16 protein-coding genes are annotated in these 15,429 nt (G+C 56.0%); 1 reads left to right on the top strand and 15 read right to left on the bottom strand.

Annotated features, from left to right (window positions below):
- Window positions 1-97 precede the first annotated feature (97 nt).
- The 5 genes from BIS10_RS04405 to BIS10_RS04385 form a co-directional block, all read right to left on the bottom strand.
- Window positions 98-541 (bottom strand): universal stress protein, encoded by a 444-nt coding sequence (locus BIS10_RS04405; RefSeq protein ID WP_054640748.1) that lies wholly within the window; start codon window positions 539-541, stop codon window positions 98-100.
- Window positions 542-562: 21 nt separating this feature from the next.
- Window positions 563-1,846 (bottom strand): TRAP transporter large permease, encoded by a 1,284-nt coding sequence (locus BIS10_RS04400; protein WP_083025369.1) that lies wholly within the window; start codon window positions 1,844-1,846, stop codon window positions 563-565.
- Window positions 1,847-1,874: 28 nt separating this feature from the next.
- A complete protein-coding gene (locus BIS10_RS04395; RefSeq protein ID WP_253502921.1) occupies window positions 1,875-2,453 on the bottom strand; it encodes a TRAP transporter small permease in 579 nt (192 codons plus the stop codon).
- A 309-nt stretch (window positions 2,454-2,762) separates the two neighbouring features.
- Window positions 2,763-3,812 (bottom strand): TRAP transporter substrate-binding protein DctP, encoded by a 1,050-nt coding sequence (gene dctP, locus BIS10_RS04390; RefSeq protein WP_172416681.1) that lies wholly within the window; start codon window positions 3,810-3,812, stop codon window positions 2,763-2,765.
- A gap of 185 nt (window positions 3,813-3,997) precedes the next feature.
- Complete coding sequence (locus BIS10_RS04385) at window positions 3,998-4,570, bottom strand: TIGR02444 family protein (RefSeq protein WP_253502916.1); 573 nt, start codon at window positions 4,568-4,570, stop codon at window positions 3,998-4,000.
- 29 nt (window positions 4,571-4,599) lie between these two features.
- Between BIS10_RS04385 and BIS10_RS04380 the strand changes: the two genes are divergently transcribed.
- A complete protein-coding gene (locus BIS10_RS04380; RefSeq protein WP_253502913.1) occupies window positions 4,600-6,546 on the top strand; it encodes an ABC-F family ATP-binding cassette domain-containing protein in 1,947 nt (648 codons plus the stop codon).
- A 6-nt stretch (window positions 6,547-6,552) separates the two neighbouring features.
- On the opposite strand, the gene dtd is transcribed toward BIS10_RS04380, so the two are convergent.
- The 10 genes from dtd to BIS10_RS04330 all read right to left on the bottom strand — a co-directional run bounded on the left by dtd (window position 6,553) and on the right by BIS10_RS04330 (window position 15,288).
- Complete coding sequence (dtd, locus tag BIS10_RS04375; protein ID WP_253502910.1) at window positions 6,553-6,990, bottom strand: D-aminoacyl-tRNA deacylase; 438 nt, start codon at window positions 6,988-6,990, stop codon at window positions 6,553-6,555.
- 94 nt (window positions 6,991-7,084) lie between these two features.
- Window positions 7,085-7,660, bottom strand: coding sequence for a chalcone isomerase family protein (locus tag BIS10_RS04370; protein WP_253502907.1), 576 nt, complete (start codon window positions 7,658-7,660; stop codon window positions 7,085-7,087).
- Window positions 7,661-7,778: 118 nt separating this feature from the next.
- Window positions 7,779-8,624, bottom strand: coding sequence for a universal stress protein (locus BIS10_RS04365; RefSeq protein ID WP_253502904.1), 846 nt, complete (start codon window positions 8,622-8,624; stop codon window positions 7,779-7,781).
- A gap of 120 nt (window positions 8,625-8,744) precedes the next feature.
- The gene (gene thiD, locus BIS10_RS04360) at window positions 8,745-9,575 is read right to left on the bottom strand and encodes a bifunctional hydroxymethylpyrimidine kinase/phosphomethylpyrimidine kinase (RefSeq protein ID WP_253502901.1); all 831 of its coding nucleotides are present in this window, start codon (window positions 9,573-9,575) and stop codon (window positions 8,745-8,747) included.
- 142 nt (window positions 9,576-9,717) lie between these two features.
- A complete protein-coding gene (locus BIS10_RS04355) occupies window positions 9,718-10,827 on the bottom strand; it encodes a TRAP transporter substrate-binding protein (protein WP_253502898.1) in 1,110 nt (369 codons plus the stop codon).
- A 171-nt stretch (window positions 10,828-10,998) separates the two neighbouring features.
- On the bottom strand, window positions 10,999-12,402 hold the full coding sequence (locus BIS10_RS04350; RefSeq protein ID WP_230834409.1) for a TRAP transporter large permease subunit: 1,404 nt from the start codon (window positions 12,400-12,402) through the stop codon (window positions 10,999-11,001).
- On the bottom strand, window positions 12,402-12,962 hold the full coding sequence (locus tag BIS10_RS04345; protein ID WP_062359237.1) for a TRAP transporter small permease subunit: 561 nt from the start codon (window positions 12,960-12,962) through the stop codon (window positions 12,402-12,404). The genes BIS10_RS04350 and BIS10_RS04345 overlap by 1 nt, the downstream gene beginning before the upstream one ends.
- A gap of 102 nt (window positions 12,963-13,064) precedes the next feature.
- On the bottom strand, window positions 13,065-13,907 hold the full coding sequence (locus BIS10_RS04340) for an endonuclease/exonuclease/phosphatase family protein (RefSeq protein ID WP_253502895.1): 843 nt from the start codon (window positions 13,905-13,907) through the stop codon (window positions 13,065-13,067).
- Between the two features lie 2 nt (window positions 13,908-13,909).
- Window positions 13,910-14,542, bottom strand: a complete 633-nt coding sequence (locus tag BIS10_RS04335) for a thiol:disulfide interchange protein DsbA/DsbL (protein WP_083025386.1) — start codon at window positions 14,540-14,542, stop codon at window positions 13,910-13,912.
- 116 nt (window positions 14,543-14,658) lie between these two features.
- Window positions 14,659-15,288: a c-type cytochrome gene (locus BIS10_RS04330; RefSeq protein ID WP_253502892.1), complete on the bottom strand. Its 630-nt coding sequence runs from the start codon at window positions 15,286-15,288 to the stop codon at window positions 14,659-14,661.
- Window positions 15,289-15,429: the final 141 nt, after the last annotated feature.

The raw sequence follows: 15,429 nt of genomic DNA, 5'->3' as shown, positions 1-15,429 counted from the left end.
GACTAACCCCCGCCGCTTCAGGCTGCATTACCTGAAACGGCGGGTGTTAGTCAGACCACAATGATGCCTAGAGGTTTAGCCAGTGCTACCGCGTACGTTACACCACCAGCGTTGGGCAGTGGGCGGCCCCGGCAACACGCTGGGACACACTGCCCAGCAGCAGATTTTTCTCACCGTTCGTGCCCTGAGCGCCAATCACAATCAGGTCGCACTCCCGTTTACGGGCAAAGCGTACAATTGTGCGGGAGGGTCGTCCTCCTTTCACAAAGGCACGTACTCGCATGCTATCCGCCCCTAACTCAATGGCGTGGGACTTAGCATGTACAGCAATTTCCGTGGCGTACTCTTTGAGCGCATCATCGGGGATATCCAGCCTATTGGGGCGCACCATAGAGAGCGACGCTTCCAATAGGCTGTGGTGCTTAAATACGCACAGCAGGTACAGCTCTGCACCAGTGAGCATATGCAGGCCAACGGCTTTCTCTAGCGCTTTGATGGCCCCCTTGGAGCCATCGACCGGGACCAAAATGCGATTAAACATCCGCATTCTCCTTGTGACTGCTTAACGGAAGGCAACATCACGCAGGAACAGCGCAATTTGCGGGAACATAATCAGCAGCGCCGCCGCCAAAATCAGCATAAAGATAAACGGTGGCGTGCCTTTGATCACCTCCCAGTAGGGGCGCTTAAAGATTGCAATGGCGGTAAAGATATCGCAGCCAAACGGTGGCGTTGCCGAACCTATCGCCACCTGCAAGGTAATCAGAATACCCACCAGTACGGGGTCTAGCCCGGTGGCCGCAATCGCCGGTGCAAAGATAGGTGTCAGCACCAGAATCACCACGATAGGGTCAACGAACATACAGGCCACAAAGAACGAAATACAGATAGCGATCAGTACGCCCGTTGGCCCGGCGTCATTCACGCCCACGGCCTCCAGGATAGCCTGGGGTATCTGCGCAAAAGAGATAACCCAGGAGAACCCATTGCCTACGGCCACCAGTATAAATACCACGGCGGTAATCAGGCCGGTGGATTTGGCGATGGCGTAGATATCGTGCATTTTCAGCGAGCGGAACACCACAAACTCTAACAGCACCGCGTACAGCACACAGGCGGCCGCCGCTTCGGTGGGGCTAAAAATACCGCCGTAAATACCACCCACGATAATCACCGGGAAACCCAGCGGCCAGAGCGCTTTTTGCACGGCGGTGGCCCGCTCTTTCCAACTGGCGCGCTCTTCGGTAGGAACATCTTTTACGATGGCGTAAACGATGCAGTAGGCAGAGAACATAAACAGTATTAACAGGCCCGGCCCAATCCCGGCGATAAACAGCTCGCCAATCGAGGTACCGGAAATCACCCCGTAAATAATCATGCCGATGCTGGGTGGGATCAAAAAGGCAATGTCACTGGCATTAATAATCAGCGCCAGCGTAAAGGGATCAGAGTAGCCCGCCTTTAACATCTTCGGACGCAGCGGAGACCCCACGGCCACCACGGTGGCTTGAGTAGAACCAGATACTGCCCCAAACAGCGTACAAGAAGCGGCAGTACTCACCGCCAGCCCGCCTTTAATATGGCCAATAAACGACATCACCATATCAATCAGGCGGTTCGCGGATTGCCCACGAGTCATAATATCGGCGGCCAGAATAAACATCGGCACGGCGATCAGCGAGGCAGGGCGAATGCCCGCCATCATCTGCTGAATCAGCGTATCCATTTGGCCAAAGCCGTTAAACATCATATAGAAGCCAATCACCGCGGCGGTGATCAGCGGGATCATCATTGGAAAGCCCAGCAGCAGCAGGGCAATCATGGTGACTACCATTATCGTCGTCATAGCGTTCCCCTAGGGTGCAATCCCTGCTTTACACTTCTGTTTCGGTATCTTTGTAGCCGTCCACAACCCCAGTCGAGAGATACACGTCTCGGGTCGACAGGTTTTTAATCGCGGTCAGCATGTACTGAATCCCGGTAATCAAAAAGCCCATGGGCACCCAGATATAAATAATCCATACCGGCAAACCTAGCGACGGCAGCACGCGCCCTTTGCTATACAGGTCGAGGATGTACACCACCGAGTAATAAAGTAGGAAAAACATCACCAGCGAAGTGAAGAACGCAATGCCGATCATCAATACTTTACGGCCACCCACCGGCAGCGCATCGTAAATCGCCGACATCCGAATATGACGACCGTGGCGGGCAGCGTAACCAATGCCCGCAAAGGTAATCATGATAATCAAGATACGGTTCAGCTCACCTGAGAACATAATGCTATTGCCGAATACAAAGCGGGCAACCACGTTGGTGACCGTATTCAGCGCCATTAGCAAAACCCCCATCGCCAGTATCACTGACTCGATTTTGCTAATTGCAGTGTCGATCACTCCCAAAAACCCGGGCAAACCGGACCGGTAGTTCTTTTCGGACTCTTCTTCGGTCATGGCCGTTCTCCTTTAAACGCAGCGTGGTCGCTTGCTATCTCAGCGTAGCGACTCTCCCATCACTGACCACCGAACGGAGTATGTTCGGCCTTGCTTCATTTTGTAGCGTAACGGGTAATGACTCTTTTCGCTTCAACGCTGGATGTACGTAGATTTTTCTGTGTTACGCCGCCGAGGTACACATTTTTTCGTGGTGGGCCGAGCTGCGCCGATGAACCCACTCACCTGCAGGGCACTTTGGCAACAAAAAAGGGGCAGCGCTGGCTGCCCCTTATGACGTTACTTGATTAACGTAAAAGCGCTAACCCATTAGGAGTCGCTGTTAACGGCTTCAAGGTCCGCCTTGAACTGCTGCAACAGCTCTTCACCGCGATCGCCCGTCATTTCGAGGAACGCTTCCTCAACCTGCGGCGCACGCTCACGGAACGCTTGGATCTGCTCTTCGTTCAGGCGCGTGACGGTGACTTCATCAGATGCTTCCTGAATCTTGGCGAGTGCTTCGTCGGCCAGACCTTTGATGTGCTCAATGGTGTGGTCGTAAGCCGCGTTGGAGGCTTCCTGCACCAGCTCTTTATCTTCGTCAGACAGGCCTTCGTAGAAGTCCTGGTTGGCCATCATGGCAGTGGTAAACCAGCCATGACCGGTAAAGGTCAGGTGCGGAGATACTTCATACAGACCGCCGGATTCGATCCAGAAAATCGGGTTTTCCTGACCATCGATAATGCCGGTCTGCAGGCCACCGTAAACTTCACCCCAGGGCAGCGGCGTCGGCGTCGCACCAAAGGCGTCGTAGGTTTCCGACAGCAGCGGGTTGGTCATGGTACGGATTTTCTTATTATCCATATCTTCCGGCGAGCTGATCGGCTCGTCGGTAGTGACTACCATTTCACCCTCTGGGTACATCTTCAGCAGCTCAAGTCCCTGTTCCGCATAAAGCTCCGGGAACATTTCATTGATCGCTTTACTCTCGTCGAAGAACGTGAGGACTGTTTCTTCGTCGGTCGGCAGCAGGTAAGGAATAAAAAAGATCTGGGCTTCTGGAATCAGTGCACCAGTAAAACCAGGCGACTGGTTAACAAACTGGAGAATGCCGTTCTGAGTCTGCTCCATGATGTCATCAGACTCACCCAGCTCACCAAAGCGGTAAACTTGTACAGAGTGGTCGGAGTTCTCTTCGATATACTCTTTAAACGCGTAAGCGAACACATCCTGCACGTCGCCTTCGTACTCTTCGTGGGCATAACGCCAGTTATCCGCCTGGGCAGTGGCGCTTAGGCCTAACAGCAGAGCACCTACGCTTGCCGTAGTGATTAATTTGGTGGTAACGGAACGAGTTGAAACTAATTTGCTTGCCTTCATGCAGAGTTCCCCTAGCAGTGGTAAGCGCGCCATATGAGAGCGCAAGAATCTAATTTTTGTCTATCCCGTGCTGCTTCACTTTCAGGCTCAGCCGCTAACACGCAGAAACACCATTCATTGCTGTGGGCTAGCGGGCGAAATAAGCGGTGTCAACGCGGGTTAATCAAAAACTGCTTAACTTCAGGCTAGCGTGGTGACTCACAGCGGTCAAGCTGGCTTGCTAAGGCCAAAAAAGCTGATTGTATGTCTTCGCGCACGCGTGAGGCTTGCGACGAAAAATTGTCAAGTGGTAGCAAAAACAGCGTATCTTGCAGCCACTGTGCAATATTGTGCTGGTTTATGCTGCCTTTTATTACACTCACTTCCTGCTCCGATGAGAGTAACGCCCACTGTTGCCAACGTTGAAGGTTTTCACGTTCGGCTTGAATTTCAGCGGTTTGTAGCGTTTTACGCAGCGTGCTGATGGATTCGCTCTGTGCGGCTTGGGGTTTTAACCCTCGGCGCAGTTGGCGCAGCGGGGCCGTCACCTGCTGCTGCCAGCGGCATCGCTCCTCACGTATCGCCTTCAGTGGGCCGGGCTCAGCAGCTAAGCCATGCTCATAAAGCCAACAGTGAAACAGCAGCTCGCACACATCCACGCCTGCCTCATCTTGCAAGATGAGGCAGGCGTGCTCTACGCCAGGCTTTGCATAAAGCGCTAAGGCAAAATCCCACAGCGGCCTCTGCTGCAAGCGCTGCAATCGGTTAGAATCGCGCATTGGTTTACCCACTTTTTTCGGGAGAAAACATGATCGCACTGCGCCAAGTCGCCCTGCAACGGGGCACGCAAACGCTCCTAGAAAGCGCCGACCTTACGCTACATAACGGCGTGAAGGCCGGCATTATTGGGGCCAACGGTGCCGGTAAGTCGAGCCTGTTTAAACTCCTATTGGGCGAGCTGGGGCCCGATCAGGGCGATGTGGAGATGAGCGGCGGCCAGCGAATTGCCCACATGGCCCAGGAAGTGGAGGCGCTGGATCGCCCCATTGTGGAGTATGTGTTAGACGGCGATTACGCCTTGCGCCAAGCTGAAGCCGACCTGCTAGCCGCCCGCGAAGCCGATAACGCGCATCGCGAGGCCGAGCTCCATGGGCTGATCGAAACCCTGGATGGTTACACTGCCGAGTCTCGGGCATCACAGCTCCTGGTCGGGCTCGGCTTTGTTCAGGCGGACCTTAAGCGACCTCTATCGGACTTTTCCGGCGGTTGGCGAATGCGGGTAAATCTTGCCCGGACGCTGTTTATGCCTTCCGACTTGTTGCTGCTGGATGAGCCGACCAACCACCTGGACCTAGACGCCCTGCTTTGGCTGGAGCAGTGGCTCACCCGCTACCCCGGCACGCTGCTGCTGATTTCTCACGACCGCGACTTTCTGGATGCTGTATGCGACCACATCGTGCATATGCATCACCAAACGCTAGAGCTTTACCGGGGCAACTACTCTCGCTTTGAGCGCACGCGGGCCGAAAAGCTCGCGCTGCAACAGGCTGAAGCGGCCAAGCAGCAGGCCCGCCGTGAAGAGATTGAACGTTTTATTGCCCGCTTTCGCGCTCAGGCAACAAAAGCCAAGCAGGCGCAAAGCCGGGTAAAAATGCTAGAACGCATGGGGGATATCGCCGTCGCCCACACGGACTCCCCTTTCCACTTCACCTTGCCTGCCGCTGATAAAACGTCGCACCCGCTGCTGGTGCTGGACCAAGCCACCCTTGGCTATCGCGGCGAAGCGGGCGATGTCGCTCAGTTAGAGAAGGTCAACATTACGCTACTCCCCGGGAGCCGTATCGGCTTATTAGGTCCGAACGGTGCGGGTAAATCGACCCTGATCAAGTCACTCACGGGCGAGCTTGAGCTGTTAGAAGGCAAACGCGTACCCGGTGAACATTTAGCCATTGGTTATTTTGCTCAGCATCAGTTAGAAAGCCTGGACGTGACCACCACGCCCTTTGTGCATGTACAACGCCTCTCTCCCACAGCAAGTGATCAAGAAATTCGCAACTTCCTAGGTGGCTTTGGCTTCAAAGGCGATGACGCCTTTGGCGAGGTGGCCACTTACTCTGGCGGTGAGAAAGCACGCCTGGCACTTGCACTCGTGGCCTGGCAAAAGCCCAACCTGCTGCTGCTCGATGAGCCCACTAACCACTTGGATCTGGAAATGCGCGAAGCGCTGACCGAGGCGCTGGCAAGCTTTGAGGGCACGGTCATTCTGGTATCACACGACCGGCACCTGCTGCGTGCCACAGTGGATGAGTTTTGGCGTGTGGCCGACCACCGGGTTGAGCCCTTCGACGGCGACTTGGAGGATTATCGGGCTTGGCTCAAAGCGCGCCTGGAAGAGAACCGCCGAGACGCCCGTAGCGAAAAGAGCGATCGCCAGAGCCAACAGCCCAGCGGTGACCGTAAAGCTGCCCGCAAAGCAGCAGCGGAGCTGCGCGAAAAGCTGCGCCCACTGAAAAAAGAGCGCGACCAGGCGGAAAAGAGCATGGAAAAAGCGCAGCAGGCACTTGAGGAAGTAGAAGCGGTACTCGCCGACCCCGAGCTCTACACCGACAGCACCCGCAAGGCAGAGCTGACCCAAGCACTCGCCAAGCAGGCGGAGATTAAAGCGCGCCTGGATGCCGCCGAGCAGACATGGCTCGCCGCAGAAGAGGCGTTAGAGGCCATGGAAGCCGAGCTGCTGGCCAGCGAAAACGCCTGATCAGCCCTAGCTTTCTAGCAAAAAGGTGACCGGCCCATCGTTGACCAGGGCAACCTGCATGTCCGCGCCGAACTGCCCTTCCGCAATATGGGGCCAAGCGGCGCGGGCCTGACTTACCAGATAGTTAAACAGCCGCTCCCCTTCGTCGGGCGGAGCGGCACTTGAGAAACCAGGGCGCAGCCCCTTGCGGGTATCGGCGGCCAGGGTGAACTGTGACACTAGCAGCAGCCCGCCTTCGGCCTGCTGCAGGTTATGGTTCATCTTGCCCGACTCGTCGCTAAATACCCGGTAGTGCAACAGCTTATGCAGTAGTTTATCGGCATTCGCCTCGCTATCGCCTCTCTCTACCCCCACCAGCGCCAACAGCCCATGCTCAATGGCACCCACCGTACTACCTTCCACCGTGACACTGGCATGTTTTACCCGTTGAATCAGTGCTTTCACGCTTGCCCCTTCATTCGACGCTGTTTGAAAAACAGAGTGTAAACGCAGGCAAATACTGACCCAAACGAATACGTCATCCGCTCTTTTTTACAGACTAGTTTTGTCCAAGCAAGGCATCGCGAAAGTCTTCGCCTAGTGGGCGTTCGCCCAGCCAGATCCCAAACATCGCGTTGGCAAACTCGGCGTTGCTGTCTTCGTAGAGCGTTTCACCGTTCAAGGCGAGGCGCAGTTGGTCGCCGTCCCAACTCAGCAGGTAGCGGTCACCGGGCACCACATCCCGGTACTGCTGGTTTAACTGCGCCATGCTCTCTTTCACCTGATTAAATTCGTACAGCGTCAGCGAATCGTTGAGGGTTTTCTCCGTGGCTTCGGCAAAGTCTTCGGCGGCAATCTCATGAAAGTAGGCAAGCTCTAAACGGCGGGGTACATCGCTTAACGGCTGGGGCTCTCGCTCCCCTTCCAACTGATAATACGCCCCCGCATAGGCGGTCCAGATCATGTAGCGAAACACGCCGCTCCCCAGCAGCGTATAGCGTTGGCCATTCTCTTCCACCACGCGTTCAAATCGCTCGCCCCGCTCGGTCACGCTGCTAGCGGCGGCACTGGTCGTGACGAGCGTAGCGCCCAGTAACGCGGCTAGCCATAGCGTACTCTTTGTTGGTCGTTGCACGGTGACCATCTCCTTTGTTGGTTTGGGTAACACTATGCATAGCTATACATACACAACCAACTCATAAAGGTTCCGTACAACCACTCGATTGAGGAGTCATTGAGCCGCCACAAAGCCTTTACCAAGGCCGACAGAGCATCACATCGCAGTGGGGCTCACTAAGCAGCATTTCGGTTAGCGGATTAGTTTGATGTGGTCGGCTGCGGCTGCCTAACATGACCAAGTCCGGCGAGTGCCGTTTAACATAGTCGTGGAGTACATCGCATGGCTGGCCCGGCTCTAACGCCAGTTCAATGTCCGGCACGCCATCCAGCTCCCGCAGCAGGCTCTCGACTTCGTTATCCAGCGCTTCCCGCAGGCGACTGACCTCGCGGTCACGCCACTGGGCGTAGAACGCTTGACTCCCCAGCTCCAATTCGCCGGGCAGGCTCCAGGCGTGTAGAAGCGTTAGCTTGGCCTCAGGAAAGCGAATCAGCGCTTCTTTCAGGGTCTGCCGAGCCGTCAGCGAGAAGTCGATAGGCACCACAATATGTTGCCACGGCTGAGTAGGCAGGTAAGACGCCACCACCACGGGGCACGGCGCGCTACGCAAAATACGCATCATGGTGGTGCCGTAAAGCAGGTCTTTTTGACCACGTTTGCGGTGCATACCCAGCACGATGAGCGACGCCTGACGCTCGTGGGCTTCCCTCACGATTTCTACATGAGGCTCCCCCACCACCGTTTGAATCATCAGCGATGGCAGTTCCAAGGCGTAATCTTCGCGCAGGTCGGTGAGCGTCGCGCTAATATCGTCGTTTACCGCGAGTTCCAGGTCATGGAGCATGCGATGCGGAAGGTAAGGGTCAAGCACGTGAAGGGTATCAAGCTGCGCGCCCTGCTGGTGGGCTAAGCGCAGCGCGCGGGCAAAGGCCGCGCGGTTTTCCTGGGAGAGGTCGGTGGCAAACAGCAGCGTGCGGGACATGGGCAGCTCCTTGGCCGAACAGCTCAGCCTAGTAGGCAAACAAACGGGCACCCTTCAGCATGGTGCCCGTTGGCCTATCCCGCAAGGAGACTCTGCGCCCTCAACACGTCAGCGATGGATTTACCACCAGGCATGAAAGTGATGCACCGGGCCACGCCCTTTGCCAACACTTAAGCGATGGCTAGCGGCCAGAGCATGATGAAGCCACTGCTTTGCCTCCGTAATAGCCTGCTCTGGGGCCTCTGCGCTAGCATCTTCCGGCAACTTGGCTAGGCAAGCCGTAATGGCTGATGAGAGCGCGCAGCCCGTGCCATGAAGGTTCTCAGTGGCAATGCGTGAGGCGGGCAGCCACTGATGACCGTTAGGGGTCGCCAGCAGATCCGGGCAGGTATCACCCCGTAAGTGGCCGCCTTTCAGCACCACATAGGGCGCGCCTAGCGCCACCAGTTTGGGCAGCAGTGCTTCCATCTCGTCCAGGCTGGCGGGCGATGGGGAATCGAGCAGCACGGCGGCTTCCGGCAGGTTAGGAGTAATCACATCCGCTAACGGCACTAAAATCTCTTTTACGGCGCGAATACCCGCGTCATCCACCAGGATGTCACCGCTCTTCGCCACCATCACCGGGTCGAGCACGATCCAACGCGGGCGCTGCTGGCGCAGTACATCGGCAATCACTTCGGCCACATCGCGGCTGGCTACCATGCCTATTTTCACGGCATCAATGGCCACATCGCTCAACAGATGTTCAAGCTGCTCACGAATTGCCTGAGGGGAAACCGGATACACCGAGGCCACGCCACAGGTGTTCTGGGCAATCACCGCAGTGATGACATTTGTGCCATACACACCCAGGGCAGAAAACGTCTTCAAATCGCCCTGCAGCCCAGCACCACCGGAAGGGTCGGAGCCTGCAATGGTGAGCACATTACGAAGGCGGGATTCGGTAGACATAGCGCTCCTTACGAGACAGAACAGTATCTGCCCTAGGATACCCAAGCGGTGGCGCTTACGCTGCTTTAATCGCAGCCCTAGCCTGCCTATAACAAAATGGCCGCCCGAAGGCGGCCATGGTAAGGGTACTGCGCTACACCTGTTACTGCGAGGTGTCACCTTCCGGGTTACGGGCGTTGTAGTACGCCTGCTCGGAAATCGCGTGGTAATCTTCTACTTTATCCTGGAAGGCGCGGTAAGAGTCGTAGATCCGGGTCGCTAGCTCGCTGGAGGCGGCCAGTTCACCCACTACCTCAGCTGAGTGTTCGCGGGCTTGGGCCAATACGTCGTCAGGAATGCGACGCAGCTCAACGTTATGCTCATTCACCAAGGTTTCCAGCGCGTCGTTGTTACGGGCGGTATACTCATCCAAGACGCTTTGGTTCACATCACTGATCGCGGTACGCAGAATTGCCTGCAGGTCAGCGGGTAGCTCTGCCCAGGCCTCTTCATTAATGATGGCCTCAAACATCACCGTCGGCTCATGCCAGCCAGGGTAATAGTAATAATCGGCCGCCTGGTGCAGGCCAAAGGCTAAATCGTTGTAGGGGCCGATCCACTCAGTAGCATCAATCGCCCCCGACTGCAGCGATGTAAAAATCTCGCCGCCCGGCATGTTCACAATCGCCACGCCCATACGGCTCATGACTTCACCACCAAGGCCCGGCATACGCATCTTCAAGCCGTCAAGGTCAGCGACCGAGTTGATCTCTTTGTTGTACCAGCCGCCCATCTGCACACCGGAAGAACCGGCTGCCAGTACATCGACACCGAACTCATCGTATAGCTCGTTCCACAGCTCCATACCGCCGCCGTAGCTCAGCCATGCGTTCATTTCCTGGGCGTTCATACCGAACGGTACGGCGGCAAAGAACTGTGCCGCAGGCGCTTTACCTTTCCAGTAATACGAGGCGGAGTGGCCAAGTTCAGCGGTGCCCTCAGATACAGCATCGAAGACTTCAAACCCAGGCACTAGCTGGCCTGCACCAAATACTTCGATGGTTAAACGACCGTCTGACATCTCTTCGACCAGCTGGGAAAGCCGCTCAGGGCCTTGGCCCACACCGGGGAAGTTTTTCGGCCAGGAAGTGACCATTTTCCAGCGGAAAGTCTCTTGCGCCTGAGCTTGGTTATCGAAGCTTGAAACCACCAGCAGGCTGGCAGAAAGAGCAGTCGTCATGGCAATGGCGACAGGCAGTGCTTTGGCTTTCATGCGTGAACCCTCTTGCTTATTTTATTGCTGTTATGGGTAGGGAATACCCACCTGACGCTTGCCGCCAGGCGGGTTGTTACAAGCCATTATGTGTCTGCAGCTTGGCTGCTTTTGGTTAAGGTTGCCACTCCCTTGCGTTGATAGCAGGGTTATTTTTCAACTCAGAACACATTAGAACTGGGTCGGTAGCCATGTTGCCAGCTGCGGGAAAAACGTTAGCAGCAACAGCATGCCTAACTGCATCAAGATAAACGGCACCACACCGCGATAAATCGCCGAGGTAGGCACCGATGGCGGTGCCACGCCGCGCAGATAAAACAGTGCGAAGCCGAACGGCGGGGTCAGGAACGAGGTCTGCAGGTTAATGGCGATCATGATACCCAGCCAGATAGGATCTAATCCCATAGCCAGCAGAATCGGCCCGACGATCGGCACCACCACAAAGGTGATTTCGATAAAGTCGAGGATAAAGCCCAGCAGGAAGATTACCAGCATGACAATGATCGTCGCGCCCACCACGCCCCCAGGCATGCCTTCAAACAGCTCGGTGACCATGTGCTCACCGCCGTAGGCACGGAAGACCAACGAGAATAGCGCCGCACCGATCAGAATCAGAAACACCATCGTGGTGACGTGGGTGGTAGAGCGCAGCACCTCTTTCAGGGTGGCCCAGTCCAACTGGCGATAGGCCAACGCCAGCACCAGCGCACCAAAGGCACCTACGGCCGAGGCTTCAGTGGGTGTCGCAAAGCCACTCAGGATAGAACCCAGCACCGCCACAATCAGCACCACCGGCGGTACCAAGCCTTTGAGCAACAGGATGCCTAACCCCGAGGTGTGGCCAAGCTCTGCCATCAGCTCTTCGCGGTCAGCCGCGGGCGCCATGCTGGGGCGGAAAAACGCCACCAAGCCCACGTAGATCATGTACATGACGACGAGAATCAGGCCCGGCACCAGCGCGCCCATAAACAGGTCGCCAACCGAGACCGTTTTCGGGCTGAAGATCCCCATATCCAGCTGTGCTTGCTGATATGCAGAAGAGAGCACATCGCCCAGCAGTACCAGGGCGATGGAAGGCGGAATAATCTGCCCAAGCGTGCCGGTGGCGCAGATGGTACCGGTGGCAAGAGAGGTGCTGTAGCCACGCTTAAGCATGGTAGGCAGTGACATCAGGCCCATGGTCACCACGGTGGCACCCACGATGCCTGTGGAGGCGGCCATCAACATGCCCACCAGCGTGACCGAAATACCTAAGCCACCGCGCATGGAGCCAAACAGCAGCGCCATGGCATCCAGCAGCGTTTCGGCCACTTTTGACTTCTCTAGCAGCACGCCCATTAACACAAACAGCGGCACCGCCAGGAGTGTCTGGTTGGTCATAATGCCGTAGAGCCGGTTCGGCAGGGCGGCAAGGTAGCCACTATCAAAATTGGCATCAATACCAACGGCTTCTAGCCCTAGCCCCATGCCAGCAAACAGCAGCGCGGTTCCCGCTAGCGAAAGCGCCACAGGAAAGCCGAACATCAGCACGATACAGATGGCGGCAAACAGAATAAGCGGCATAAATTCGAGCATCAAACACGCTCCTCAAGGTGATTTTCATCGGCGGCTGGCGGCGTTATCCGCCCGGTGAAGATATAGCCATTGCGCACTACTTCAATCAGGCCTTGAATAATCATCAATAAGGCAAAGACTGGAATGAGCGTTTTCAGTGCGTATACAGCGGGGATGCCACCGTAATCTGAGGAGGTTTCCATGATGCGCCAGGAGTTAGCGACGTAGCCATAGCTTGACGCGATGACAAACACCATCACCGGAATCAAGAGCAGGAGGATGCCCAGGATATTCACGAGTGCTTGTCGGCGGGGTGTCATGCCTCGATAAAAAATATCGACGCGCACGTGGCCATCGTGGCGAAAGGTGTAGGCAGCTGCAAGCATGAATACGCTGGCGTGCATGTACATCACCAGCTCTTGCATAAAAATGCTATTCACACTGAACATATAGCGAAGCAGTACAATCGCGAACTGAATCAACATCATAATGATGATCAGCCATGCAAGGGTACGCCCGAACCACTCCGAAGCGCGGTCCAGCGCACCAATAAACGCAGGTAGTTGTGTTGTGTCCGACATGGAAGTGTCTCGCGTAAAACGACTAAGGGGGGTCAGCGCCCCAGACAATAGCGCATATACGCAGACAATGCAGCGCCCGACAAGCGTTCTGCGAGCTTATTGTTAAACGCTTGGTTGAATCGCCGCGAGACACGCCGCTGGCAGCGGCAAATCAACTGCAATCGGCAGGTGGTCAGAGAACAGGTGATCCAGCACGCGCACATCGGCCGCTTCAAGGGTTTGCGAGAGTAGAATATGGTCCAACGCGCGGCGCGGCTGCCACGACGGGTAGCTAAGCAGCGGCTTGACCGGGTGTAGCGGCAATGACGTACTAAACCGCTCGTGAGCATGGAGCTGCTCAGGCGTACAATTTAAATCGCCCATCACCACCACATGGCGCAACGGCTCAATAATATCGCTTAAATAATTGAGCTGGCGCACACGGCCACGGTGGCTAAGCGCCAAATGCGCCACAAAAATATGCAGGGCATCAGGGCCTTCGCCGTAGCGCACGTGAATAGCACCGCGTCCAGGCAACATCCCAGGCAGCCGGTGCTCTTCAATATGGCTAGGGGTTAAACGTGAAAGCAGACCATTACTATGCTGTGCAAAATGGCCTAGGTTACGATTAAGTTGCTGGAAGTAGTGAGGAAACTTAGCCTGGGCGGCTAAGTACTCCACCTGATTCACACGGCTGGAGCGAAAGCTTCCACCATCCACCTCCTGCAGCCCCACCACGTCAAACTGCTCTAATACGCTACCTACCAGCGCTAAACGCTTAAGCCGCTGAGGATTAGGCAGCACGTGCTGCCAGCTCCGCGTGAGATAGTGGTGGTAGGCTGAGGTTTGAATGCCCACCTGCAAATTAAACGTTAGCAGCCGGATATGACCACGCTCAACCAGCGCGGAGGTGGACTGGGACGCAGGCGAACGTGTCTGCCCGCCTGTGTGGCCGTGCTCAAGCACCGTTATTGTGTGCGCTCGCTGCGAACTTTTTCGATCAACGCGTCAGCGATTTGCGGCATGTTTTCCAAGCTGCCTGCCGACTGCGGTGACACTACATAGCGGCCATCCACGATCAGCGCAGGAACCCCCATCAGGCGCATTTCACGCATACGGCTGTTGGCCTTATTGACCTCACTACGTACGCTAAAGGCGGTGAGCGCCTGTTTGGCTTCCTCTTCGCTAACGCCGTAATCAGAGAAGAATTCCGCAATCTTGTCAGCGTCGGTCAGCGAACGGTCATCCTGGTGAATCGCATCGAAGAAATCCGCATGCAGCTCCTCTTCAATACCCAGCGATTTGGCCGCATAGAAGGCCGTGGCATGGGTGTTCCAGTCACCGCCCATGGTAGCTGGCATTTTGACAATGCTGACATCGTCATCCAGGGTTTCGTACCACTCGTTTACTGGCGTTTGCAGCCGGTAGCAGTGCGGGCAGCCAAACCAGAACGCTTCGGTCACTTCAATCTGATCTTCGTCTACCTGGGTAGCTACCGGCGACTCAAGCAACGTGTAGTGCTGACCTTCTACCAGCTCCTGGGCACTTACCGCAGCAGACAGGCCAAGACCGGCCAGCGCGACCATCAACGTTTTCAACATAACGAGCATTCTCCAAATAAGCGGCCAACAAAAGTGAACCTGTGACCGTTAGTGTGTCAGGCAGGTTCCCCATTCTGCGGATGTTTCACAGAATGGGGAGGCCAACAGCGGGGAAATTAGTTCAAGCCCAGCACGTAGTTGGCCACGGCTTCCATGTCCTGGTCGCTCATTTTGGAAGCGATATCGCCCATCAGGTTGTTCGGGCTATTGGTGCGGTCACCCGAGGCAAATGCTTGCAGCGTGGAGATGGTATATTCCGCATGCTGACCAGAAAGAGCCGGATACACAGCGCTACCAATACCTACCCCGGTGGGAGTGTGGCAAGCGCTACAGGCGGGAATGCCTTTAGACATATCGCCCGCGCGGTAAAGCTCTTCACCGCGGGCCAGCAGCTCAGCATCTTCATCGCTGGTTTGGCCGAGGTTGGCGTCTTGGCCTGCAAAGTGAGCGGCAGCGTCCCAAGCGTCTTGGTCAGAGAAGTTATCCACTAGACCAGCCATTTGTGGAACTACGCGGTTGCCATCACGGATATCCATGATTTGCTTGGCGAGGTAGGACATTTGCTGCCCTGCCAGGTTGGGGAAAGTACCCACTGCGCTGATACCTTGCTGGCCATGGCAGGCTGCACAGGTTTGGGCGAGTTCACGTCCTGCCGCTGCGTCAGCGTCGGCTTGAAGGTCCGCTTGGGCGTGGGCGGTGCCAACGGCACCCATGGTAATTGCCAGGCTTGCCAGTAACTTTCTCATTGCTAATCCACTATGCCGTTTGATTATTGACTGGTACGCACCCTGGGCGCTGCCCAGGTTCAGCACATTACCAGGGTCAGCTCCGCCAAAACGAACAACAATGTCGTGTTGGTCGCTGCTGGCTAAAGCGCGATGGTACAC

The sequence above is a fragment of the Halomonas sp. 707B3 genome (assembly GCF_024158645.1).
GTDB classification, from domain to species: Bacteria; Pseudomonadota; Gammaproteobacteria; order Pseudomonadales; family Halomonadaceae; genus Vreelandella; species Vreelandella lionensis.
The sequence above is the reverse complement of the archived record's forward strand: the minus strand, read 5'-3'. Positions and strand labels throughout refer to the sequence as shown.